Origin of the sequence: Sporofaciens musculi, from assembly GCF_009830285.1 — a bacterium.
GTDB classification, from domain to species: domain Bacteria; phylum Bacillota; class Clostridia; order Lachnospirales; family Lachnospiraceae; genus Sporofaciens; species Sporofaciens musculi.
The window spans coordinates 416931-436338 of the sequence record NZ_WUQX01000001.1 but is presented as its reverse complement, the minus strand read 5'-3'; the positions used below and the strand labels follow the sequence as shown (position 1 = coordinate 436338).

13 protein-coding genes and 2 pseudogenes are annotated in these 19408 nt (G+C 45.1%); 2 read left to right on the top strand and 13 right to left on the bottom strand.

Annotated elements, in window-relative coordinates:
* Nucleotides 1-84: 84 nt before the first annotated feature.
* Nucleotides 85-1762: pseudogene (locus GN277_RS02225) on the top strand (AAA family ATPase).
* Nucleotides 1763-1846: 84 nt separating this feature from the next.
* Nucleotides 1847-3060: pseudogene (locus tag GN277_RS02220) on the top strand (IS256 family transposase).
* Between the two features lie 435 nt (nucleotides 3061-3495).
* Here the strand turns inward: GN277_RS02220 and GN277_RS02215 are convergent.
* The 13 genes from GN277_RS02215 to GN277_RS29715 all read right to left on the bottom strand — a co-directional run bounded on the left by GN277_RS02215 (nucleotide 3496) and on the right by GN277_RS29715 (nucleotide 19324).
* Entirely contained in the window at nucleotides 3496-5487 is a 1992-nt protein-coding gene (locus GN277_RS02215) for a beta-propeller domain-containing protein (protein ID WP_159749443.1), read from the bottom strand.
* A gap of 18 nt (nucleotides 5488-5505) precedes the next feature.
* Entirely contained in the window at nucleotides 5506-5985 is a 480-nt protein-coding gene (locus tag GN277_RS02210) for an RNA polymerase sigma factor (RefSeq protein ID WP_159749441.1), read from the bottom strand.
* A gap of 103 nt (nucleotides 5986-6088) precedes the next feature.
* Complete coding sequence (locus tag GN277_RS02205) at nucleotides 6089-8374, bottom strand: hydratase (RefSeq protein WP_159749439.1); 2286 nt, start codon at nucleotides 8372-8374, stop codon at nucleotides 6089-6091.
* Nucleotides 8375-8412: 38 nt separating this feature from the next.
* Nucleotides 8413-9531 (bottom strand): PucR family transcriptional regulator, encoded by a 1119-nt coding sequence (locus tag GN277_RS02200; protein WP_159749437.1) that lies wholly within the window; start codon nucleotides 9529-9531, stop codon nucleotides 8413-8415.
* Nucleotides 9532-9657: 126 nt separating this feature from the next.
* Nucleotides 9658-10770: an ABC transporter ATP-binding protein gene (locus GN277_RS02195; RefSeq protein ID WP_159749435.1), complete on the bottom strand. Its 1113-nt coding sequence runs from the start codon at nucleotides 10768-10770 to the stop codon at nucleotides 9658-9660.
* A gap of 153 nt (nucleotides 10771-10923) precedes the next feature.
* The gene (gene rsmI, locus GN277_RS02190; protein WP_159749433.1) at nucleotides 10924-11766 is read right to left on the bottom strand and encodes a 16S rRNA (cytidine(1402)-2'-O)-methyltransferase; all 843 of its coding nucleotides are present in this window, start codon (nucleotides 11764-11766) and stop codon (nucleotides 10924-10926) included.
* Nucleotides 11767-11778: 12 nt separating this feature from the next.
* A complete protein-coding gene (locus GN277_RS02185) occupies nucleotides 11779-12525 on the bottom strand; it encodes a tRNA1(Val) (adenine(37)-N6)-methyltransferase (protein WP_159749431.1) in 747 nt (248 codons plus the stop codon).
* Nucleotides 12515-13426: a PSP1 domain-containing protein gene (locus GN277_RS02180; RefSeq protein WP_159749429.1), complete on the bottom strand. Its 912-nt coding sequence runs from the start codon at nucleotides 13424-13426 to the stop codon at nucleotides 12515-12517. The genes GN277_RS02185 and GN277_RS02180 overlap by 11 nt, the downstream gene beginning before the upstream one ends.
* A 4-nt stretch (nucleotides 13427-13430) precedes the next feature.
* Nucleotides 13431-14420 (bottom strand): DNA polymerase III subunit delta', encoded by a 990-nt coding sequence (gene holB / locus GN277_RS02175; protein ID WP_159749427.1) that lies wholly within the window; start codon nucleotides 14418-14420, stop codon nucleotides 13431-13433.
* The gene (locus tag GN277_RS02170) at nucleotides 14407-14994 is read right to left on the bottom strand and encodes a nucleoside/nucleotide kinase family protein (RefSeq protein ID WP_159749425.1); all 588 of its coding nucleotides are present in this window, start codon (nucleotides 14992-14994) and stop codon (nucleotides 14407-14409) included. Before GN277_RS02170 ends, holB begins: the two co-directional genes overlap by 14 nt.
* Complete coding sequence (locus tag GN277_RS02165) at nucleotides 14987-16423, bottom strand: aminotransferase class I/II-fold pyridoxal phosphate-dependent enzyme (protein WP_159749423.1); 1437 nt, start codon at nucleotides 16421-16423, stop codon at nucleotides 14987-14989. The genes GN277_RS02170 and GN277_RS02165 overlap by 8 nt, the downstream gene beginning before the upstream one ends.
* The gene (locus tag GN277_RS02160; RefSeq protein ID WP_159749421.1) at nucleotides 16423-17769 is read right to left on the bottom strand and encodes a glucose-6-phosphate isomerase; all 1347 of its coding nucleotides are present in this window, start codon (nucleotides 17767-17769) and stop codon (nucleotides 16423-16425) included. Before GN277_RS02160 ends, GN277_RS02165 begins: the two co-directional genes overlap by 1 nt.
* Nucleotides 17770-17875: 106 nt before the next feature.
* A complete protein-coding gene (locus GN277_RS29715) occupies nucleotides 17876-19324 on the bottom strand; it encodes a putative sodium/potassium/calcium exchanger (RefSeq protein ID WP_244324559.1) in 1449 nt (482 codons plus the stop codon).
* Nucleotides 19325-19408 lie beyond the last annotated feature (84 nt).

The window sequence follows — 19408 nt, the reverse complement described above, 5'->3', positions numbered from 1 at the left end:
GCAAAGAAGTATACAGAGGTTAATGAATCGGTTATAATTGATATATAAAAACGATATCGTGTGTTCCAGGAAGGTTGGGATTTTATGGCCAGAACAGTTGGAATTGGACATCAGGATTTTGAAACAATCCGTAAGGGAAGATATTTTTATATAGATAAAACCAGATTTATTAAAGAATGGTGGGAACGGGGAGACAGAGTAAGCCTGATTACCCGTCCAAGAAGATTTGGTAAAACTCTGAATATAAGTATGCTTGAACAATTCTTCTCTGCAAATTATGCTGACAGGGGAGACTTATTTAGTGACCTTGTCATATGGAAAGATACTAATTACAGGCAGTTACAGGGAACTTATCCGGTTATCAGCCTTTCCTTCGCCAATATTAAAGAAGATAACTATATAACAGCGCGCAGAAAGATATGTCAAATTTTATCAAACATATACTCAAAAATAATTTTCTGCTTGAAAAAAATATTTTAGATAAAAAGAGAAAAAATATTTTGAAGATGTAACTGTTGACATGGATGATGTGACTGCAACGCTGTCTATTTATCAGTTATCGCTGTACTTGTCAAAATATTATGGAAAAAAAGTTATTATTCTTCTCGACGAGTATGATACTCCAATGCAGGAGGCTTACGTAAACGGATATTGGAATGATTTGGCCGGTTTTATCAGAAACTTATTTAACTCTGCATTTAAGGAGAATCCTTATCTGGAACGTGCAATCATGACTGGTATTACAAGAATCAGTAAGGAATCAATTTTTTCTGATTTGAATAATCTTGAGGTTATAACCACCACATCAGAAGAATATGCGGACGCATTTGGATTTACAGAGGCAGAAGTATTTGCAGCATTAGACGAATTTGGACTAACCGACAAAGCACAGGAAGTAAAGCTATGGTATGACGGATTTACCTTTGGCAGGCTGACAGACATTTATAACCCGTGGTCAATTATAAATTATTTGAGCAAGAAAAAGGCTGGTTTATATTGGGCAAATACCAGTTCAAACCGTTTAATCGGAAAGCTTCTCCAAGAAGGAAACAGAGAGGTAAAAAAAGCCTTTGAAGGTCTTCTTAACGGTCATCATCTGATTACGCCAATAGATGAACAAATTGTATATGACCAATTAGACACGAATGAATGGGCCATCTGGGGTCTTCTGCTTGCCAGCGGTTATTTAAAAGTTGTGAGCTTTGAAAGCTATGAGGAAATAGAAAATGATTTCGATGATGCAAAATACGAACTGGATTTGACGAATCTTGAAGTGCGGCGGATGTTTGGCCAGCTAATAAAAGGATGGTTTGCCGAGAGCAGGGCAGACTATAATGATTTTATCAAGGCATTATTGCTGAATGATCTGAAAGCGATGAATGTCTATATGAACCGCGTAAGCTCAGAAATTTTCAGCTACTTCGATACAGGGAAGAAACCGTCGATACAGGAACCAGAACGTTTCTACCATGGATTTGTTCTTGGCCTTATAGTGGAACTGGCAGACCGCTATATAATTACATCCAACAGAGAAAGTGGATTTGGAAGATATGACGTGATGCTAGAGCCTAAGAAACCGACAGACGATGCTATGATTTTAGAATTTAAAGTTCAGGATACGGAAAACGAGGCAGAGCTTTTCGATACAGTAAAAGCTGCCCTAGAGCAGATAGACAAAAAAGATTATGCCTCAATCCTTGTTTCAAAAGGTATATTACCGGACAAGATACGAAAATATGGTTTTGCTTTTTGGGTAGTGTAGAATAATTTGTGTCTTTGGAAAAAAATACCTCTTTTTTGGTAAGAATCAAGATATGACAATTCTTATCGAAAAGGAGGATTTTTTATGCCAGCAACAAAAGAACAGATTCGACAGATTATTGCAGATAACAACCTAAACAGCGTAGCTGATGTCTACAGCCTGCTCAGAGACAGCTTCAAGGATATCCTTCAGGAACTCATGGAGGCAGAATTGGATGCGTCTCTCGGTTATGAAAAGAATCAGAAAAGAGAGGCTCCTACATCCAATAAGAGAAATGGACATACCCCTAAAACATTGAAGAGTCAGTATGGTGAGTTCCAGATCGATGTCCCAAGGGACAGGGAAGGGGAATTTGAGCCAAAACTGATCCCAAAATACCAGCGGGATATTTCCGGGATAGAGGAAAAAGTGATATCCCTCTACGCAAGGGGCATGAGCACAAGAGACATCCATGACCAGATACAAGATCTTTACGGGATGGAACTGTCAGCAGAAATGGTCAGCAAGATCACAGACAGGGTCCTGCCGGAAATAAAGGAATGGCAGTCACGTCCGTTGAATCCGATCTATCCTTTTGTGTTCATGGACTGCATCCATTACAAGGTCAGGGAGGATGGGCGCATCTTAAGCCGGGCGGCTTATATCGTGCTGGGCATCACAGCAGATGGTTACAAAGATATCCTGAGCATCACAGTAGGAGCTAATGAAACGAGCAAGTTCTGGCTGGGCATGTTAAATGATCTGAAAAACCGCGGTGTACAGGATGTACTGTTCTTCTGCGTGGACGGGCTTCCCGGTTTTAAGGAAGCGATAGGGGCAGTCTATCCGGATGCCCAGATCCAGAGGTGTGTCATCCATATGCTACGCAATTCTTTCAAATATGTCAATTACAGTGACCTGAAGAAATTTTCCTCAGATTTCAAGGCAGTATATAATGCCCCCAATGAAACATCTGCTCTTTCAGAACTGGAAAAGATCAAAGAAAAGTGGGGAAGGAAATACCCCTATGCGATAAGTAACTGGGAGAATAACTGGGAAGACATCAGTTCCTTCTTTCAGTTTTCAGATGATATCCGGCGTATCATGTATACTACAAATATCATAGAAGGACTGAACCGCCAGTATCGGAAAGTGACAAAGACAAAGAGTGTATTCCCCAGCGACAGCGCGTTGGAAAAGATGCTTTATCTTGCCAGTGGAAATGTGATCAAAAATGGACACAGCGTTACAGAAACTGGGACCAGGTGCTGAACCAGCTGATCGTCCTGTACGGGGAGAGGCTTACCCGGTACCTGTAAAATGAAAAGCCGGAACGACATATCGCATCAAAACGTTCCGGCCTTATTTCATCGGCATTAGCAGTATTGCCAGAAATTCCCGGTCTTATTCCGGAGGCCGGGTGTGGGCAGAGCCCACGGAAAGAGTTTCTGCTGCTAATGTCTGATTGGTGTGCCAAAAAATCAATAAATATGTATAAAACCTGACTATCTGGTAATACTATTATCATAAAAAGAATTCGACAACATAAAAGTAATGATATTCGACAGCAGATTTCTACATATCTGATTCCTACCAGTAAAGATTATTTCTCCAAAGACACAAGATTATTTACAGTCTCGCTTTTTGCAAAAAGACTGTACTGATTGGCAGCTAAGTCCAACGAAATTAACGGCGGTTTTGAATTTTCATCCAGACCGCCGTTCTCTTAACCTCCTTTAACGCATTCCCATCCTCTACAAAATCAAATCATCCACCTTCTGATAATCTTTAAGGCTATAAGCCTCTATAATATTCCCCTGAATCACATACAGCGTATCTCCTATATAGATACCTCTTGGAATGCGCATCCCGTTTCCGTTAATATCCTCCTCCATATTGCAGATAAACCCTTTATCCTCATCATACTCAAAGAGAAAATACCTCTGACCGCCCTCCGTATAACCGGAGAAGCCGATAATATTTTTCTTCCAGTCAACCAACGCCGCCTTATAATCATAAGCCACATCCGTACTGTACACATTCTTCAATACATACGTATTCTTCTCCTTCACATCCGTCTTATCCGAGATATCAAACATAGTAATCTTAGCGCCATCCGTAGTCATAGTCTCCTCATCCACATTCATACCAATCCCAAGGAGCCGGTCCTCCCCATAGAAATGAAGGTACTCTGAGAAGCCTGGTATCTTAAGCTCACCGATAATCTTTGGCTTCTTCGGGTCAGAAAAATCCACGCTGAATAAGGGATCAGTCTCCCGAAACGTTACAAAATATCCCGTATCTCCCATGAACCGCGCTGAGTATATCCTCTCATCCTTTGCTAGATTCTCAATCGCACCAATTTCCTCCAATTCTTCATCCAAAACATACACAGAATTGGTATCGTCGTCTGTGGTAACCACTCTGAGATTCCCCTCATACTCGTCAATGGAAAATGAATCATTCAGATAACCGTCAAAACTCCCCTGAGCTTTGGCTTCCAATTTTCCATCCTTGTACGCTACCTTCCGAATCGTCGTAATACATCCACTCCAGTTTCCCCATTCCGTCTCATAGAAATAGATATTCTTATTACTTACATAGACCTGACCGCCCTTAGAGAAAATAGCCTTGCTGTCCTTCGTCTGATCCGGCTTCTTAATATCCACAGACGTAATCACCTCATACATGTTCGCCTGCTTGACCGGCGGAAGGTAAATATCTCTCTCCAAAACAGGCTCGCCATTAATCAATGGCACATACGTCCTGGGCTCGTTTTGCACCACCTCGCCCCAGATATGAACCTCGCTGAACAGATAGAGATAACCGTTCACCATCCTTGACGAACTGTAATTTCCGCTCTGGGTTACATTTCCTTCCTCCTTAGGCTTCTCTGGCTCCTGAATATCATAGGTAACCGCCATTGTCACACCATTGTCCCCCATAGCGCCCTGGGTATAGAAGGGGTCATCCAATATAGCGCCGCCGCTTTGCAGCCCGCAGATGACTACCATCTTCTTCATATCCGGAATGATATAGAATTCCCGAATATACCGATCGTCACCTACCTCAACGGAAGCCACTTTCTTTATACTCTGTCCCATTGTATCAACAACGGCAATCTCATGCTCATTGTCCTCAAGGACATAAAGATATCTTCCATCTGTCTTCGCAATATCTGCCTCATCCACACCCTCCTGCCTTACATTCGTCTGTGAATGCTCCGTTGTGGCGTCTGCTGTATCCGCCGCATCCTCTATGATTGCCATTTCCTCTCCCGAAGATTTCGCACCGCCAGAGCTTCCGTTCATCGCACTTCCCTCGGCGCTCTCGGCAATCATGCTTCTTGCCATGTCGCCGGCGTCCATCTTGTATGACTCCTGTTCTTCTTCCAGCTTCTTTTGGTAAGTTTCATAATACTCAAATACCTGCTCATAGCTTTCTGCCTGTGCAATGGTCTTACTGCTGCTAATTTCCAGCCGTTCTTTCGACCCATTATCATTACTCCCTTTTTCGGGCCTCGACACATTCCACGCGGCAAACCCGACCACCACCGCCAAACAAGCCGCCGCAAGCGCACTTGTCTGACGAACTCCCCACCTTCTATGCCTCTTTCCCAAAGACGCCGCGGATTCCTTCTCCTCTAGCATCTGCCGGATGTTCTCCGGCTCAAGGTTCTCTGGCACTTTAATATCCTCCGTCTTTTGCCTGACCTGCTCTAATACATCCTGTTCTCTCTTATCCATACAGCCGCCTCCTTTGACTCATCTCAATACACATTCCATCTTCTGCAGCGCACGGCTTCTTTTTGACCGTACGGTATTGGGGTTCAGCTTCAGCGCCTCACCAATCTCCTGGCTGTTATATCCTCCAAAAACAGACATACCTACAATCGTCTGTTCTTCTTCTTCCAGAAGAAAAAATGCTTTCCGCACGTCCAACGCAAGCCCTATATCCGTTTCTTCACCGGAAGCCTCATCCAATACTCCCTCAGCGGCATGGCTGCTTTCTTTTGACGCATTGCGCCATTTCTTTTTACAGATGTTGGACAGAATTGTGAATATCCAGCTCCTGAATGCATCCTCCTTCTTAAGCTTTCCAATATTCTCGTATGCTGCCACCACCGCCTCACTTACTGCATCCTCCGCATCCTGCGGATTCCTCATCATACACAGGGCAAACCGGTACAGGTCTTTGTAGACCGTCTCATACATTTGCGCAAATGTCTTTGTGTCGCATCTCATATCTTCTCCTCCCTGTTTAAAACCGCCCGATGATTCCTTTCATAATATAAGAGTCAAAAAAGGGGGCTGCTGTTGCAGCCTCCCCGCAAAAATTTTCATTTGATTATCCTTTATAATAATTAATCAAACAGCCCTTTTCAATAATCTCACGCTCAGCATCCGTCATATCCCCAAGCTTCAGCGTAATCTCCTTCCACATGTCTCCGTTTCCAACCACATAAACCTTGACCTCTGCTGCCTTTTCTTTCACCGCTTTTTTTATCTCCGGCACAAACAGGTAGTCGCCGTTCTTAAAGCTTAACTGTTCATGGTTTTCCTCCGTGATAAACGGAAGCATTCCCCAGTTGATCAGATTCGAGCGATACCGTTTGGTAGCATATTCATTGGCAATATTAGCCCATCCGCCAAGGACCTTCTGGCAGGACGCCGCCTGCTCCCTCGCTGACCCGTCTCCTGGCTTCACAGCAAATATAGTACTTCCGATTCCAAGATTCGTCCGGTCAATATCCGGATAGGTCTCATGAAGCTTCTCCATCACAGGCTTAAGCTCAGCCAACGCCTCAACCGGACACTGCTCTGCTTCGATGGCCTTCTCTGCCTTCTGAACCTCCTTCGCACGTCCCACATAGGCAGGGTCCTTCCTGGACAGGGCAAACTCTGCCAGCCCTAGCGGATTCGAGCGATAGGAGGAAGTCTCTCCAGAAGGAATCAACTCATCCGTGGTGGTAACCGGATCATGAATCTCGGACACCACCTTAAGAAGCAGGTTCTCTGGCAACGCCGCCATCTTGGGCCAGTCCTTGATATTCGGTCCAAACTTAATCTTAACCGACGAATCTGCCTCTCCCTTGCTGTCAAACACACGGTTTGCGTAAATATTCTGGTCAAAATGATATTTTTGTCCTGTGAATTCCACATCCAAGTCTGTCGCTGCTGTAAGGAAGCCCTTATTTGCCGCAGTCGCCGCGATGGAACGGGCATCCATAAGCGCAACCGACGCAATCTGTCCGTTCTGAAGCTTAGAGCCTTCACGATTCGGGAAATTTCTTGTAGAATGGCGGATGGACAGCCCATTGTTTGCCGGAGTATCCCCCGCCCCAAAGCAAGGCCCGCAGAACGCAGTCTTCACAATTGTTCCTGCCTGCATCAAATCTGCAACCGCCCCGTTCTTCACTAACTCCATATAGATTGGAGTACTTGCAGGATACACGCTGAACGTAAATTCATCTGCACCGATATAACGTCCTCTTATAATATCCGCCGCCGCGCAGATATTTTCAAATCCGCCTCCTGCACATCCTGCAATGATTCCCTGCTCTACATATAACCTTCCATTCACAATCTTATCCTGCAGCGTATAGTCCACAGCGCCGTCAAGGCTTACCAGCGCCTTCTGCTCTACGTCGTGGAGTACGTCTTTTAGGTTCGCATTTACATCGTCAATAGTATAGACATTGGACGGATGGAAGGGCATTGCAATCATTGGCTTAATCTCGCTTAAGTTTACATAGACCATGCCGTCATAATATGCCACAGCGCCTGGCTTCAATTCTTTATATTCTTCTGACCTTCCATGAACCTCATAGAACTCCCGAATCTTCTCATCCGTCATCCAGATGGAGGAAAGACAGGTCGTCTCTGTGGTCATAACATCAATTCCAATACGGAAATCAGCGCTCAGCTTTGACACACCAGGCCCCACGAACTCCATAACCTTATTATTCACATAGCCATTGCCAAATGTTGCCCCAATGATCGCAAGCGCCACATCCTGAGGGCCTACCCCTTTCATTGGCTCACCGTCCAGATAGATTCCTACTACGCCAGGCATCTTAATATCATAGGTCTTATTCAGCAGCTGCTTTACAAGCTCTGGTCCGCCCTCACCCATTGCCATGGTTCCCAGCGCCCCATAGCGTGTGTGACTGTCTGAACCAAGTATCATCTTACCGCCGCCAGTAAGCATCTCCCGCGCATACTGATGGATTACTGCCTGGTGAGGCGGCACATACACACCCCCATATCTCTTTGCACAGGTAAGCCCAAACATATGATCATCCTCATTAATGGTTCCTCCTACCGCACAGAGAGAATTATGACAGTTCGTTAATACATAGGGAATGGGGAACCGCTCAAGCCCAGACGCCCTTGCCGTCTGGATAATCCCCACAAATGTAATGTCATGTGAAGTCAGCTTATCAAATTTAATCTGAAGCTGCTCCATATTACCGGATGTATTGTGGTCGGCAAGAATGCCATATGCCATTGTATCCTTTGCCGCCTCCCCAGGAGATACCTCCCGTCCGGTCTTTTCTTTTATCTCACGGGCATCCTCCAAAATCTCTGTTCCATTTAACAGATAGACACCCTTATCGTATAATTTCACCATATTTTTGTCTCCTCCTAAAATTACATACTGTACTGTTTCTATCTGCGCACAACAGAATAGCTCTGCATATACTTCATATGGTCTGCCACCATCATTGCAATCTTGAACGTTAGCGCATCCTCAAACACCCTGACATCTAAGCCTGTCCTTTTCTGAATCTTCTCAAGCCGGTATACCAGGGTATTTCGATGTACATAGAGCTGCCTTGCCGTCTCAGAAATATTCAGATTATTGTCGAAAAATGTGTACACAGTAATTAATTCTTCTTCCTCGAACTGGTCCGCCGTATTTCCCTCAAACACTTCATTAAGGAACATCTCACAAAGAGAAGCCGGCAGTTGATGAATCAGACGTCCAATCCCAAGCTCGTTGTAGGCAAGGATATTCTTGTCCGCATAGAACACCCGTCCCACCTCCAGCGCCATTCCCGCCTCTTTGTAAGACTTGGACACATCCTTTAATTCACTGATAATGGTACCATAAGCAATCCGAACACTGACCATGGCCTCCATATTCAGCGTGTCAACCAATTCCCTTGCCATCTGTTCCAACTGAGGGTAATCGTCTGTATTCTCCAATGCCCTGACCAAAATCACATGCTTCTCATCCACCGCTGTCACAAAATCCTTTGTGCCAGTGGCATACAGTCCCTTCAGCGTCTCAAGAATCAGATTCTCTCCTTCGTTCTTGGACTCCACCAGGAATACCGCCCTTCTTAGCTCAACCGGAATCTTCATCTTCTTGGCCTGATTATACACATCCACCAACAGCATATTGTCCAAAATCAAATTCTGGATAAAACGATTCTTATCCATCTTCTCCTTGTACGCAAAAAGAAGATTCTCTAACTGGCTGACTCCAAGTCTGCCCGCCATCTCCATCTGCGGACATCCTCCTTTCAGCACAAGAACATAACAGGGGTCTTCGTCATCATGTACAAGAAACACCCCCAAATCTTTTTCTATGCGGAAGAGAAGCTCCTCTGCCGCAACGGTGGGCGCCGCCTCGCAAAATGTTGAAACGGCTCCGTCAAACCCTGTCATCCTCTCATTGGTCATGACAAGGCAGATTCCTTTCATATCCCAAATCGCACATTCTAATCCGGTAATCCTCTTAATATCCTGTACTGCTTTATGTAGTATCTGATTCGATAACACTGGAATTCCCTCCTGTTCTTTGATAGGCACATGTTTTATTTTATCATAGGATAAACAGAATGTACAGGCTTACCATTAAAAAGCCAGACACCCAATGGTGTCTGGCCTCCTCGTTATCACTGAAAACTAATTTGTAATTGTTTTCTCTGTCTCTTTATCAAATACATGGATTCTGTCAGCATCCAGTGCAAACTTAACGGTATCGCCTGTTCTTGCTGTAGTTCTTGGATCAACTCTTGCTGTCATAGTAGATCCCTCATAATCGAAGTGCAGGTAAACTTCTGCACCAAGCATCTCGTATACACGAATTGTAGCTTCGATAATCGTGTTCGGAGACTTAGCAAGGAAATCTGGCTCATCATGTACATCCTCTGGACGAATTCCAAGTACAACAGTCTTTCCATCATATCCACCGTCAATCAGCTTCTTAGCCTTAGCTTCTGGAAGCTCGATAGATGCAGGTCCAGCAACGAGAGCTACCTTCTTGCCGTTCACTTTACACTTAGCGTCTACAAAGTTCATCTGCGGTGATCCAATGAATCCTGCAACGAACAGATTACACGGACGATCGTACAATGTCTGAGGAGTATCAACCTGCTGAACAACACCTGCGCTCATAACTACGATTCTTGTACCAAGAGTCATAGCCTCTGTCTGGTCATGTGTTACATAGATGATGGTTGTGCCCAGTCTCTGATGCAGCTTGGAAATCTCAATACGCATCTGTCCACGCAGCTTAGCATCCAAGTTAGAAAGAGGCTCATCCATAAGGAATACCTTAGGATTACGAACGATTGCACGTCCCATAGCAACACGCTGTCTCTGACCACCGGAAAGAGCCTTCGGCTTACGATCTAACAATGCTTCCAAATCAAGAATCTTAGCAGCTTCACGTACCATCTTATCAATCTGGTCCTTTGGAACTTTTCTCAGCTTAAGACCAAAAGCCATATTGTCATATACTGTCATATGTGGATAAAGAGCGTAGTTCTGGAATACCATGGCGATATCTCTGTCCTTAGGCTCTACATCATTGACCATCTTATCTCCGATCCATAATTCTCCGGAAGATATATCCTCCAGACCGGCTACCATACGAAGTGTTGTTGACTTACCACATCCTGAAGGGCCTACGAAGATGACGAATTCCTTATCTTCAATCTCAAGGTTGAAGTCTTTTACAGCTTCAAATCCATTCGGATATGCTTTATTAATGTGTTTTAATGATAAACTTGCCATTTTGGGTTTCCTCCATTTTTAAAAAAAATATTCTTTGTATCTGTGATACCGTCTTGCTTTAATAAAAAGTATATAAAAAAGTTCAGTTTAGGGTATACCCAAGTTGAACAATTTTTTCACAAAATTTTATACAAGTTGACCAAGGATATCCGTTTACTTTGGCAATAGCGCCTGATAGATTTCCCGCTTACTGACTCCTCGGTCTTTCGCCACCTTCTTCATAGCCTCTTTTTTCTCCATTCCTTCGCCCAGATAGAATTCCATATGGTCCCCGATGCTCATTTCCTCCCATTCTTCCCTCTCTCTGGCACAAACCTCCTGGCGGCTTCTTCCTTCTATTATAATGACACATTCTCCTTTTGGCTCATGGGCCTTATAATACAGAACTGCCTCCTCTATAAGCGATGAAAACACGGTCTCATGCTTCTTCGTCAATTCACGGCAAACACTAATCCTTCGATTTCCAAGAGCCTGAAAAAGAGCCTCCAATGTGCGCACCAGCCTGTGGGGCGCCTCATAGAGCACCATGGTGCGTGTCTCATGCTTCATCTCCTCAAGAACTGCTTTCTGCTCTTTCTTATCTGTCGGCAAAAATGCCTCAAACGCGAATCTCCTGGTAGGCAGTCCTGATATAGTAAGCGCTGTGATACATGCCGCCGCGCCCGGAACTGCCGTAACCGTAATCCCTGCCTCACGACACATCCCAACCAGCTCCTCGCCTGGGTCAGAAATCGCCGGTGTTCCCGCATCTGTAATCAGCGCAATATTCTCGCCCCACAGAAGCCTCTCTACCAGCTTTTTCCCTTTCTCTATCTTATTGTACTCATGATAACTGGTCATAGGTTTTTTGATATCAAAATGGTTCAAAAGCTTGATACTATTGCGGGTATCCTCCGCTGCGATTAAATCTACTTCTTTCAGAATTCGGATACAGCGAAACGTCATATCCTCCAAATTACCAATTGGCGTCGCACATAGATATAATGTTCCTGACATGGTCAATCTCCTTCATTCGTCATTATAAATCCTCAGCACTTCTTCCGTATAACTCCCATCTCTCTGATACACAATCAAAGGCGGCTCTACCTTCATACGAGGTTTTCCTCCCCGAAGCCCCTCGATTAAAACCATGTTCGGCTCTTTGTCTACAAAGGGATGTACCATCCTCATCCGCTTCGGCTCTATCCCATATGCCGACATCTTGGCCAGTATCTCCGGCAGGCGGAAGGGCCTATGAACCATATAGAATCTTCCTTTTGGCACCAGAAGCCTTGCGCTCTCCCGCAGTACATCCTCCAATGTGCACAATACCTCATGTCTTGCGATATACAAGGCTTCATTTTCGTTCTTTAGCCCGTGTTCTCCAATCATATAAGGCGGATTCACAGTAATGACCTGAAAAGAAGCCGCGCCAAAGAGCTCAGACCCCTTCCTGATATCTCCTTCCACCACGTCAATCTGCTTCTCAAGCCCATTATATTTTACACTTCTTCGGGCCAGACTGACACTCTCCTTTTGTATCTCCAAACCAGTGTAGTGGGCCCCTTCATTCTTCGCCTCCAACAGAATCGGCAAAATTCCTGTGCCTGTTCCAAGGTCCAACACATGCTCATGGGGCTTTACCTTTGCAAAAGAAGACAGGAGAACCGCATCCATCCCAAAACAGAAGCTTTCGGGGTTCTGTATAATCCCATACCCCTTAATCTGCAAGTCGTCCAGGCGTTCTCCCTCTCTTATATATTCTCTATTCATCATCCAACTTCGACGCCGCGTTCCTTTCTTCCAATGCCTTAAGCTCTGCCATCTCCTCCCGCGACAGTCTCATATCCTTCTTTCTGCGTCTCGATTTAAACCTAAGCTCTTTTGCCTTGTACTCCCGAATCTCCTTCTCATCATTGTCCAGGGTCACGATCACTTTCACAAGCTGACGCAGTACGTTTACTGACTGCACCTCACCTTTCAATCCGTCAGGCGTGGTCACTCGATCCCCGTTAGAAGGCAGGCGGCTGTTCAGTTCTTCGTAAGTCTCCTCCTCGTTGGTCAGACAGCACATAAGCCTCCCGCATACTCCCGATATCTTGGAGGGATTCAGAGACAAATTCTGTTCCTTTGCCATCTTAATAGAAACCGGCGCAAATTCCGTCAAATATGTGTGACAGCATAGCGGGCGTCCGCATATTCCAATTCCTCCGCGAATCTTCGTCTCATCCCGTACTCCAATCTGTCTAAGCTCAATCCTGGTGCGGAACACACTTGCCAGATCTTTCACCAGCTCACGAAAATCAATCCGCCCGTCTGCTGTAAAATAAAAAAGTACTTTGTTATTGTCAAATGTATACTCCGCATCGATTAACTTCATCTCAAGTCCATGCTTGCGGATCTTCTCAAGGCAGATGGAAAATGCCTCCTTTTCCTTCTCACGGTTCTTTTCTTCCTTATATATATCTTCCTGGGTTGCAATCCGGATTACAGACTTCAAGGGCTGTGTAATCTTTCCGTCCTCTATCTCCTTTGGTCCTGTAACCACAGAACCAAACTCCACGCCTCTCGCCGTCTCAACGATTACCTTATCTCCTGTCTTGACCTCATACTTCCCCGGTGCGAAGAAATAGATCTTCCCAGCCGGACGGAACCTTACTCCAATCACTCTCGTCATACGATTAATTCTCCTTCATTGTCAGGAACAAAAGCTCCATGACCAGCTCAAAATTCACATTCGCCTTAAGCCGCGCCTTCGCCTTTTCAAGACTACTGATGATCAACTGAATTCCCTCATAAGAGCTCTTTCTCGCCTGCTCACGAATATCGTTGATCTGGTCCTTGAATACGACCGTATCCATATCCTTGGTTGCCTTGTATAGCAAAACATCCCGATACCATACCGCAATAATATCCAGATAGTCGGTAATCTCTAATTTATATGCAGAAATACTGTTCACAGCCTGTACAATCTCACTTATCTCCATCTCGTGAACATGCCGAAGCAGATGAACGGCTTCCTCGCGTATCTCATTAAAATGCTCTGAATTGGCCAGCATAATTGCATGCCCCATGTTGCCCTGAGCAAATGCTGTACACAGATCTGCCTTGTAATCCGGCACTTTAAGGCTCTCCATAAGATACTTTTTAATCAATTTATCCTTGATATAGCGAAGCCTCAGCATTACACATCTGGAATTTATCGTAGGCAGAAGAACCTCCGCATTCTCAGTCAGCAGCATTATCACCGCATACTGAGGCGGTTCCTCGATTGTCTTAAGCAATGCATTCTGTGCCTGTACAGTCATAAGGTCTGCATGGTCAATAATGTATATCTTATACGGTCCCTGGTAGGGCTTTATCATAATGGTATTATTCACCTGGTCACGAATGTCATCCACACTGATAGAATTAGGCTTCTCGTGGGTTACTCTGATAATATCTGGATGATTTCCAGTCTCCGCCTGCCGGCAGGAGTGACAGGTATTGCAAGGCTCTGGTCCTTTCTTCTCACACAACAATGTCATTGCAAAAAGATATGCCAAAAGCTTCTTTCCGGCGCCTCTCTCTCCGTTTAAAATGTATGCGTGGGATATCTGGTCCATCTTCACAGCATTCTTGATATAATTAATAATGTCTTTGTGGCCTACCACATCTTTAAAGCTTCCCATGTTGTATTTCCCCTATAATCTCTTCTAAGCATCTTGTTCCGTCATTATTCTGGATTCTTCTGGTAATCCCATACTTTAAAAGGTTTTCTTCGGAATAATCCTCTGAATCTGCAAGAAATCTCCTACAAAGCTCCATATAATCCGGAGCCTTTCGTACTTCTTCACGTCCGATTGCACGTTTCAGACGCTCTCCGTCCTCCACCTCAATATAAAGGGGAGTCACGTTATCCCTTCCATAGTATTCCCTCATCCTGCAATAAGATTCCAGCGTCCCAATCACAAGATAATCTGCACTTTTAAGGTCTACCCGCCCGTCGTCAATGGTCGCATATCTCCATACGCCATGAACCGTATTGTATGCCCGCTGCTCGATTACTCTGCCCTGCCGTTCATATGTACTTAATGTATCCTCTGACACAAAAAAGTATTCTACCCCGTCCCGTTCTCCCTCCCGTTTAGGTCTGGTGGTATATGGCGTAATGGTTCTAAGCTTCGGCAAAGCCTCTTTTACTTCTTTCAGCAGGGTATCCTTTCCGGAAGAACTCTTTCCCATCAAATAGTAGATCTTACCCATGTGCCAAAACCTCAATATAAGAATCCCTTTTTAATCCTTCAATAGAAAAACCCATCTCATAATACCATTGTAACATATCTGCCGCCTCTTGTGATACCCTTTCTCCCGGAACAATTAAAGGAATTCCTGGAGGATATAGATATGCATACTCCACGGACACGTATCCTACGCTGTCTCTCCACAGTCTGGCCTCCACCCGATTCACTCCTGTTTCATGAAAATGTTCCAGCATTTCTTCTATTTCCGAACTATTATATACCACATCAGGCGCGGGAAGGCAAGGAATATTCCCTGTTTTTTGCAAACTTTCCCTTCCTCTCCGTCTGTTTTCTTCGTCAATCTCCGATAAAGCACAGCTAAGCCGTCGAAATCCTTCCTGTGTATCCCCAACCGTCGTCATGGCAAGAACATACTTACCAGCCGCCATCTCCATCTGAAGATGATATTTTTCCAGCAGAATCCGATAAAGCATTTTTCCTGTAAGTCCTACATCCTCCCCAGAAATAACCAGTTTTGAAGGGTCGCACCTGTCTGTCCAAACCAGCTTCAGTCCCTTAAGGGCTTGAAGCTCCTCCCGAAGTGCCTGAAGGCTCCTCACATACGGCTCAAACAACTCCTGCCTCCGGTTTTCAAGCATCTCAATACACGAGTCCATACTTGCCATCAGAATATAAGAAGGACTGCTGCTTTGCAGCATATGAATGAACCTGCGTACCTTCTCACGCCTGACAAGTTTTCCATTTATATGCAGAAGTGCAGTCTGGGTCAGCGACGGGAGGGTCTTATGAAGACTGTGTATAACGATGTCTGCACCCTTTTTATTGGAATTTTCTGGAAAATACGAATGAAAACCAAAATGCGCCCCATGGGCTTCGTCAACAATGACTGGTATTCCCTTCTCATGAGCCGCACCCACTATTGCCTCCACATCTGATATCACCCCTTCATAGGTAGGCGACACAATCACAACCGCCCGAATCTTTGGATTCGCTCTCAAAGCCGCCTTGACATCCTCTGCAAAAACCTCGGTATTCATCTGCATAGACGCATGAAATCCCGGTGCCAGATACACCGGGTTCAATCCATTCATCTCTATGGCATGATACACAGACTTGTGGCAATTTCTTGCCACAAGTACTGTATCACCTCTTTTTGTCACACCTGCAACAGCGCTTAGGATTCCTACACTGCTTCCATTAATAAGGAAATGAGTCTCCTCTCCATGGTACACCTTTGCCGCCCGTTCCTGGGCGCTTTTAAGAAGCCCTTCTGCATGGTGAAGGTCGTCAAACCCTTCAATCTCCGTAATATCAATGGAGTAGACAGGCTCTGAGCCTAACATATTAAGCTGCCTCTTATGCCCCGGCATATGGAAACCATAGTAATCCGACCTGCTATATTCCCTAAGCCTGTTATACAAACACCCCATTATAACCTCTTAAGAAGTTCTTCTCTCTCCTTCTCAAATCCTGGTTTTCCAAGAAGCGCGAACATATTCTTCTTATAACTCTCCACGCCTGGCTGGTTAAATGGATTCACTCCCAGAATATATCCACTGACACCGCAGGCAAACTCAAAGAAATAGAACAACTGGCCCAGTGAGAACTCGTCCTGCTTTGGAATCTTAACAACCAGATTCGGAACATTACCATCCGTATGGGCAAGCATGGTTCCGTTCATTGCGCTCTTATTGACAAAATCAACGGTCTTTCCTGTCAGATAATTCAATCCGTCCAGATCAACCGGTTCTTCTTCGATTACAATCTCCTCCGTGGACTCCTCTACGTTCAAAACAGTCTCGAACATGATGCGGTTTCCGTCCTGAATAAACTGTCCCATGGAATGAAGATCTGTTGTAAGGTCAATGGATGCCGGATAGATTCCTTTCTGATCCTTACCTTCACTCTCGCCGTAGAGCTGCTTCCACCACTCAGAAACATAGTGAAGACTTGGCTCATAGTTGGCAAGTATCTCGACTGCTTTGCCCTTGCGAAGCAGAATGTTGCGGATTGCAGCATATGTCACAGCATCATTCTCCTCATAGGAATCATTTAGAGCATGCTCTCTTGCATCTGCCGCGCCCTCCATCAGCTTGTCAATATCTGCACCGCTAACTGCAATCGGAAGAAGTCCTACTGCTGTCAGTACAGAGAAACGACCTCCTACATCATCCGGAACAACGAACGTCTCATATCCTTCCTCTGTGGCCAGATTCTTAAGCGCCCCTCTTGCCTTGTCGGTTGTGGCATAAATTCTCTTTGCAGCCCCATCTTTGCCGTACTTCTTCTCCAACATTCCCTTAAAGATACGGAAAGCAATCGCAGGCTCTGTCGTGGTTCCAGATTTGGAGATGATATTTACGGAGAAATCCCTCTCTCCAATCACGTCAACCAGATGCTTCAAATATGTGCTGCTGATGCTGTTTCCTACAAAATAAATCTCCGGTGTCTTACGAATCTCTTTTGATACCATATTATAGAAATTATGACGCAAAAATTCAATCGCCGCCCTTGCGCCAAGATAAGAGCCTCCAATACCGATTACGAGAAGAACCTCTGAATCTCCTTTAATTCTCTCTGCCGCTTCCTTGATCCTTGCAAATTCTTCCTTATCATAATCCACAGGAAGATCAATCCAGCCAAGGAAATCATTTCCAGCGCCTTCTCTGCCAAGAAGTTCTGCTTTTGCATTCTCTGCAATCTTCTTCATTGATTCAATCTCATGCTCTGAAATAAATGTCTTTGCTTTAGAATAATCAAATGTAACTCTGCTCATATTAGGGCTCCTTCCTTCTATGCGGGAAACTCTGTTTAAAACAGCATTCTCGCTCATTTATGGTAATTTTATACATTTATTATTTTACCAAATCAGACGGTTATAATCAAGCCATAAACTCTTCGAGTATCCTTCGGATTACAACATCTCGGTCTATTTCTTCCTCGGCTTTTTCCCTTCTTTGCATTCTATCTTTCTGTAAGTTCTGGCGTCCCTGTGGGTTCCTGGCGGGATTTGAAGTCTCCGGCGTTTCGATGACTACCTTCTCTATGGTCTCCCTGGCTAGCTCAGGAACTGGAATCTCCACGATATTCTCCTTACGCTTCTCCCTTCCTCTGGGTGCTTCTATTTCCACCGACTCCTTTTGCCTCGCTTCCGATGTCCGAAATGTGTCGGTTCCATCGGTCTTAATTGGCTCTGGCATCCGAAATGCGCTGATTCCGTCATTCTGTCCTGCTTCTTGCAGCCGAAGCTCTGCCGGTCCCTCATTCCGGCTGGTCTCCTGGGTCCGAAACTCATTTCCTCCTTTACTCTGTGCGGATTCCGCCATGCGAAATGCGTTTGCAACTTCATCCACTCTCAAATCCGCAGTACGAAATGCATTGACCGCCTCATCTGGCTCCGTTTCCTGGGTACGGAAAACCGATTCCCCTGCTTTCAATTCTGCTGCGAGAAATGCGCTTACCGCACTCTGTCCCTGTGAAGAATCCCGATTTCTCACGGAGTAAGAATCTTCCGGCTGGTCGTTATATGGCTGTCCCTCCGACTGGCTCTGCCCCTTCGCTGTATATGACTGTCCTTCCGGCTGCCCCTGGCCCTTTGCTGTATATGCCTGCCCTCCCGACTGCCCCTGGCTCTTTGCTGCATATAAATGCTCATCCGCCTGTTCAAGATTTCTTACTGCAAACAAATCCTCCGCCGTCTCCTTCTTCCGGACTGCATATTTATCTCCTGAATTGTCCTGCCCGTCTGCCGGCATAACTCCAAACTCCCCGTACGCTCCATCCTGCGCCAATACTTTAATCTCTTTCTGATTAGATTTCTCGAATCTGTGTTGGCACACATTTTCCAGAAAATCGACCATGTAATTCTGAACGGCCTCTAACTGGTACTTTTCATCTGTCAGCAGATGAACCAGATATACGAAGGCCGCAAGTCCTCCTCCGACTGCACCGGTCTTCCACACCAGATCGCTCATTCCATTTACGGCGTATTCAAGCCCTGCACCCACGGCTCCTGTCAGCAGGCACAACGCTGCCGACGCTTTCTCCATCCTTCTCCAACTGTGAAGCCGTAGTCCCAATACCTTATACTCATACAAGTACTTGTCCACAAATACCTTAACATTTTCAACCTTGTCGCTGACCATGCTGGCATGTTCAAATTTGGCACGTACCAGGCGCATCAGCGGATGGGTGCTTTTATTCATATTTCCCGCTGCACGTACCAAACGTTTCAAAGAGACATTGACAATTAATTTACTCATAATCCCTACGGCTGTCAGGATTCCCATTAGCACAAATATTATGTGCCTGTCCAAAATTGTTTCTAACATAAAAAGCCCTCCTTCTGTATAGAATTATAACTGAAATTCTAAAGGAGAGCTTAAAAACCGTTCTACAGATTCCGCACGCCAGAA

Bases quoted from the DNA above. Each gene is read 5' to 3' on its own strand.
- GN277_RS02215 (WP_159749443.1), bottom strand. From the start codon at position 5,487: ATGGATAAGAGAGAACAGGATGTATTAGAGCAGGTCAGGCAAAAGACG.
- GN277_RS02210 (WP_159749441.1), bottom strand. From the start codon at position 5,985: ATGAGATGCGACACAAAGACATTTGCGCAAATGTATGAGACGGTCTAC.
- GN277_RS02205 (WP_159749439.1), bottom strand. From the start codon at position 8,374: ATGGTGAAATTATACGATAAGGGTGTCTATCTGTTAAATGGAACAGAG.
- GN277_RS02195 (WP_159749435.1), bottom strand. From the start codon at position 10,770: ATGGCAAGTTTATCATTAAAACACATTAATAAAGCATATCCGAATGGA.
- rsmI (WP_159749433.1), bottom strand. From the start codon at position 11,766: ATGTCAGGAACATTATATCTATGTGCGACGCCAATTGGTAATTTGGAG.
- GN277_RS02185 (WP_159749431.1), bottom strand. From the start codon at position 12,525: ATGATGAATAGAGAATATATAAGAGAGGGAGAACGCCTGGACGACTTG.
- GN277_RS02180 (WP_159749429.1), bottom strand. From the start codon at position 13,426: ATGACGAGAGTGATTGGAGTAAGGTTCCGTCCGGCTGGGAAGATCTAT.
- holB (WP_159749427.1), bottom strand. From the start codon at position 14,420: ATGGGAAGCTTTAAAGATGTGGTAGGCCACAAAGACATTATTAATTAT.
- GN277_RS02170 (WP_159749425.1), bottom strand. From the start codon at position 14,994: ATGGGTAAGATCTACTATTTGATGGGAAAGAGTTCTTCCGGAAAGGAT.
- GN277_RS02165 (WP_159749423.1), bottom strand. From the start codon at position 16,423: ATGGGGTGTTTGTATAACAGGCTTAGGGAATATAGCAGGTCGGATTAC.
- GN277_RS02160 (WP_159749421.1), bottom strand. From the start codon at position 17,769: ATGAGCAGAGTTACATTTGATTATTCTAAAGCAAAGACATTTATTTCA.
- GN277_RS29715 (WP_244324559.1), bottom strand. From the start codon at position 19,324: ATGTTAGAAACAATTTTGGACAGGCACATAATATTTGTGCTAATGGGA.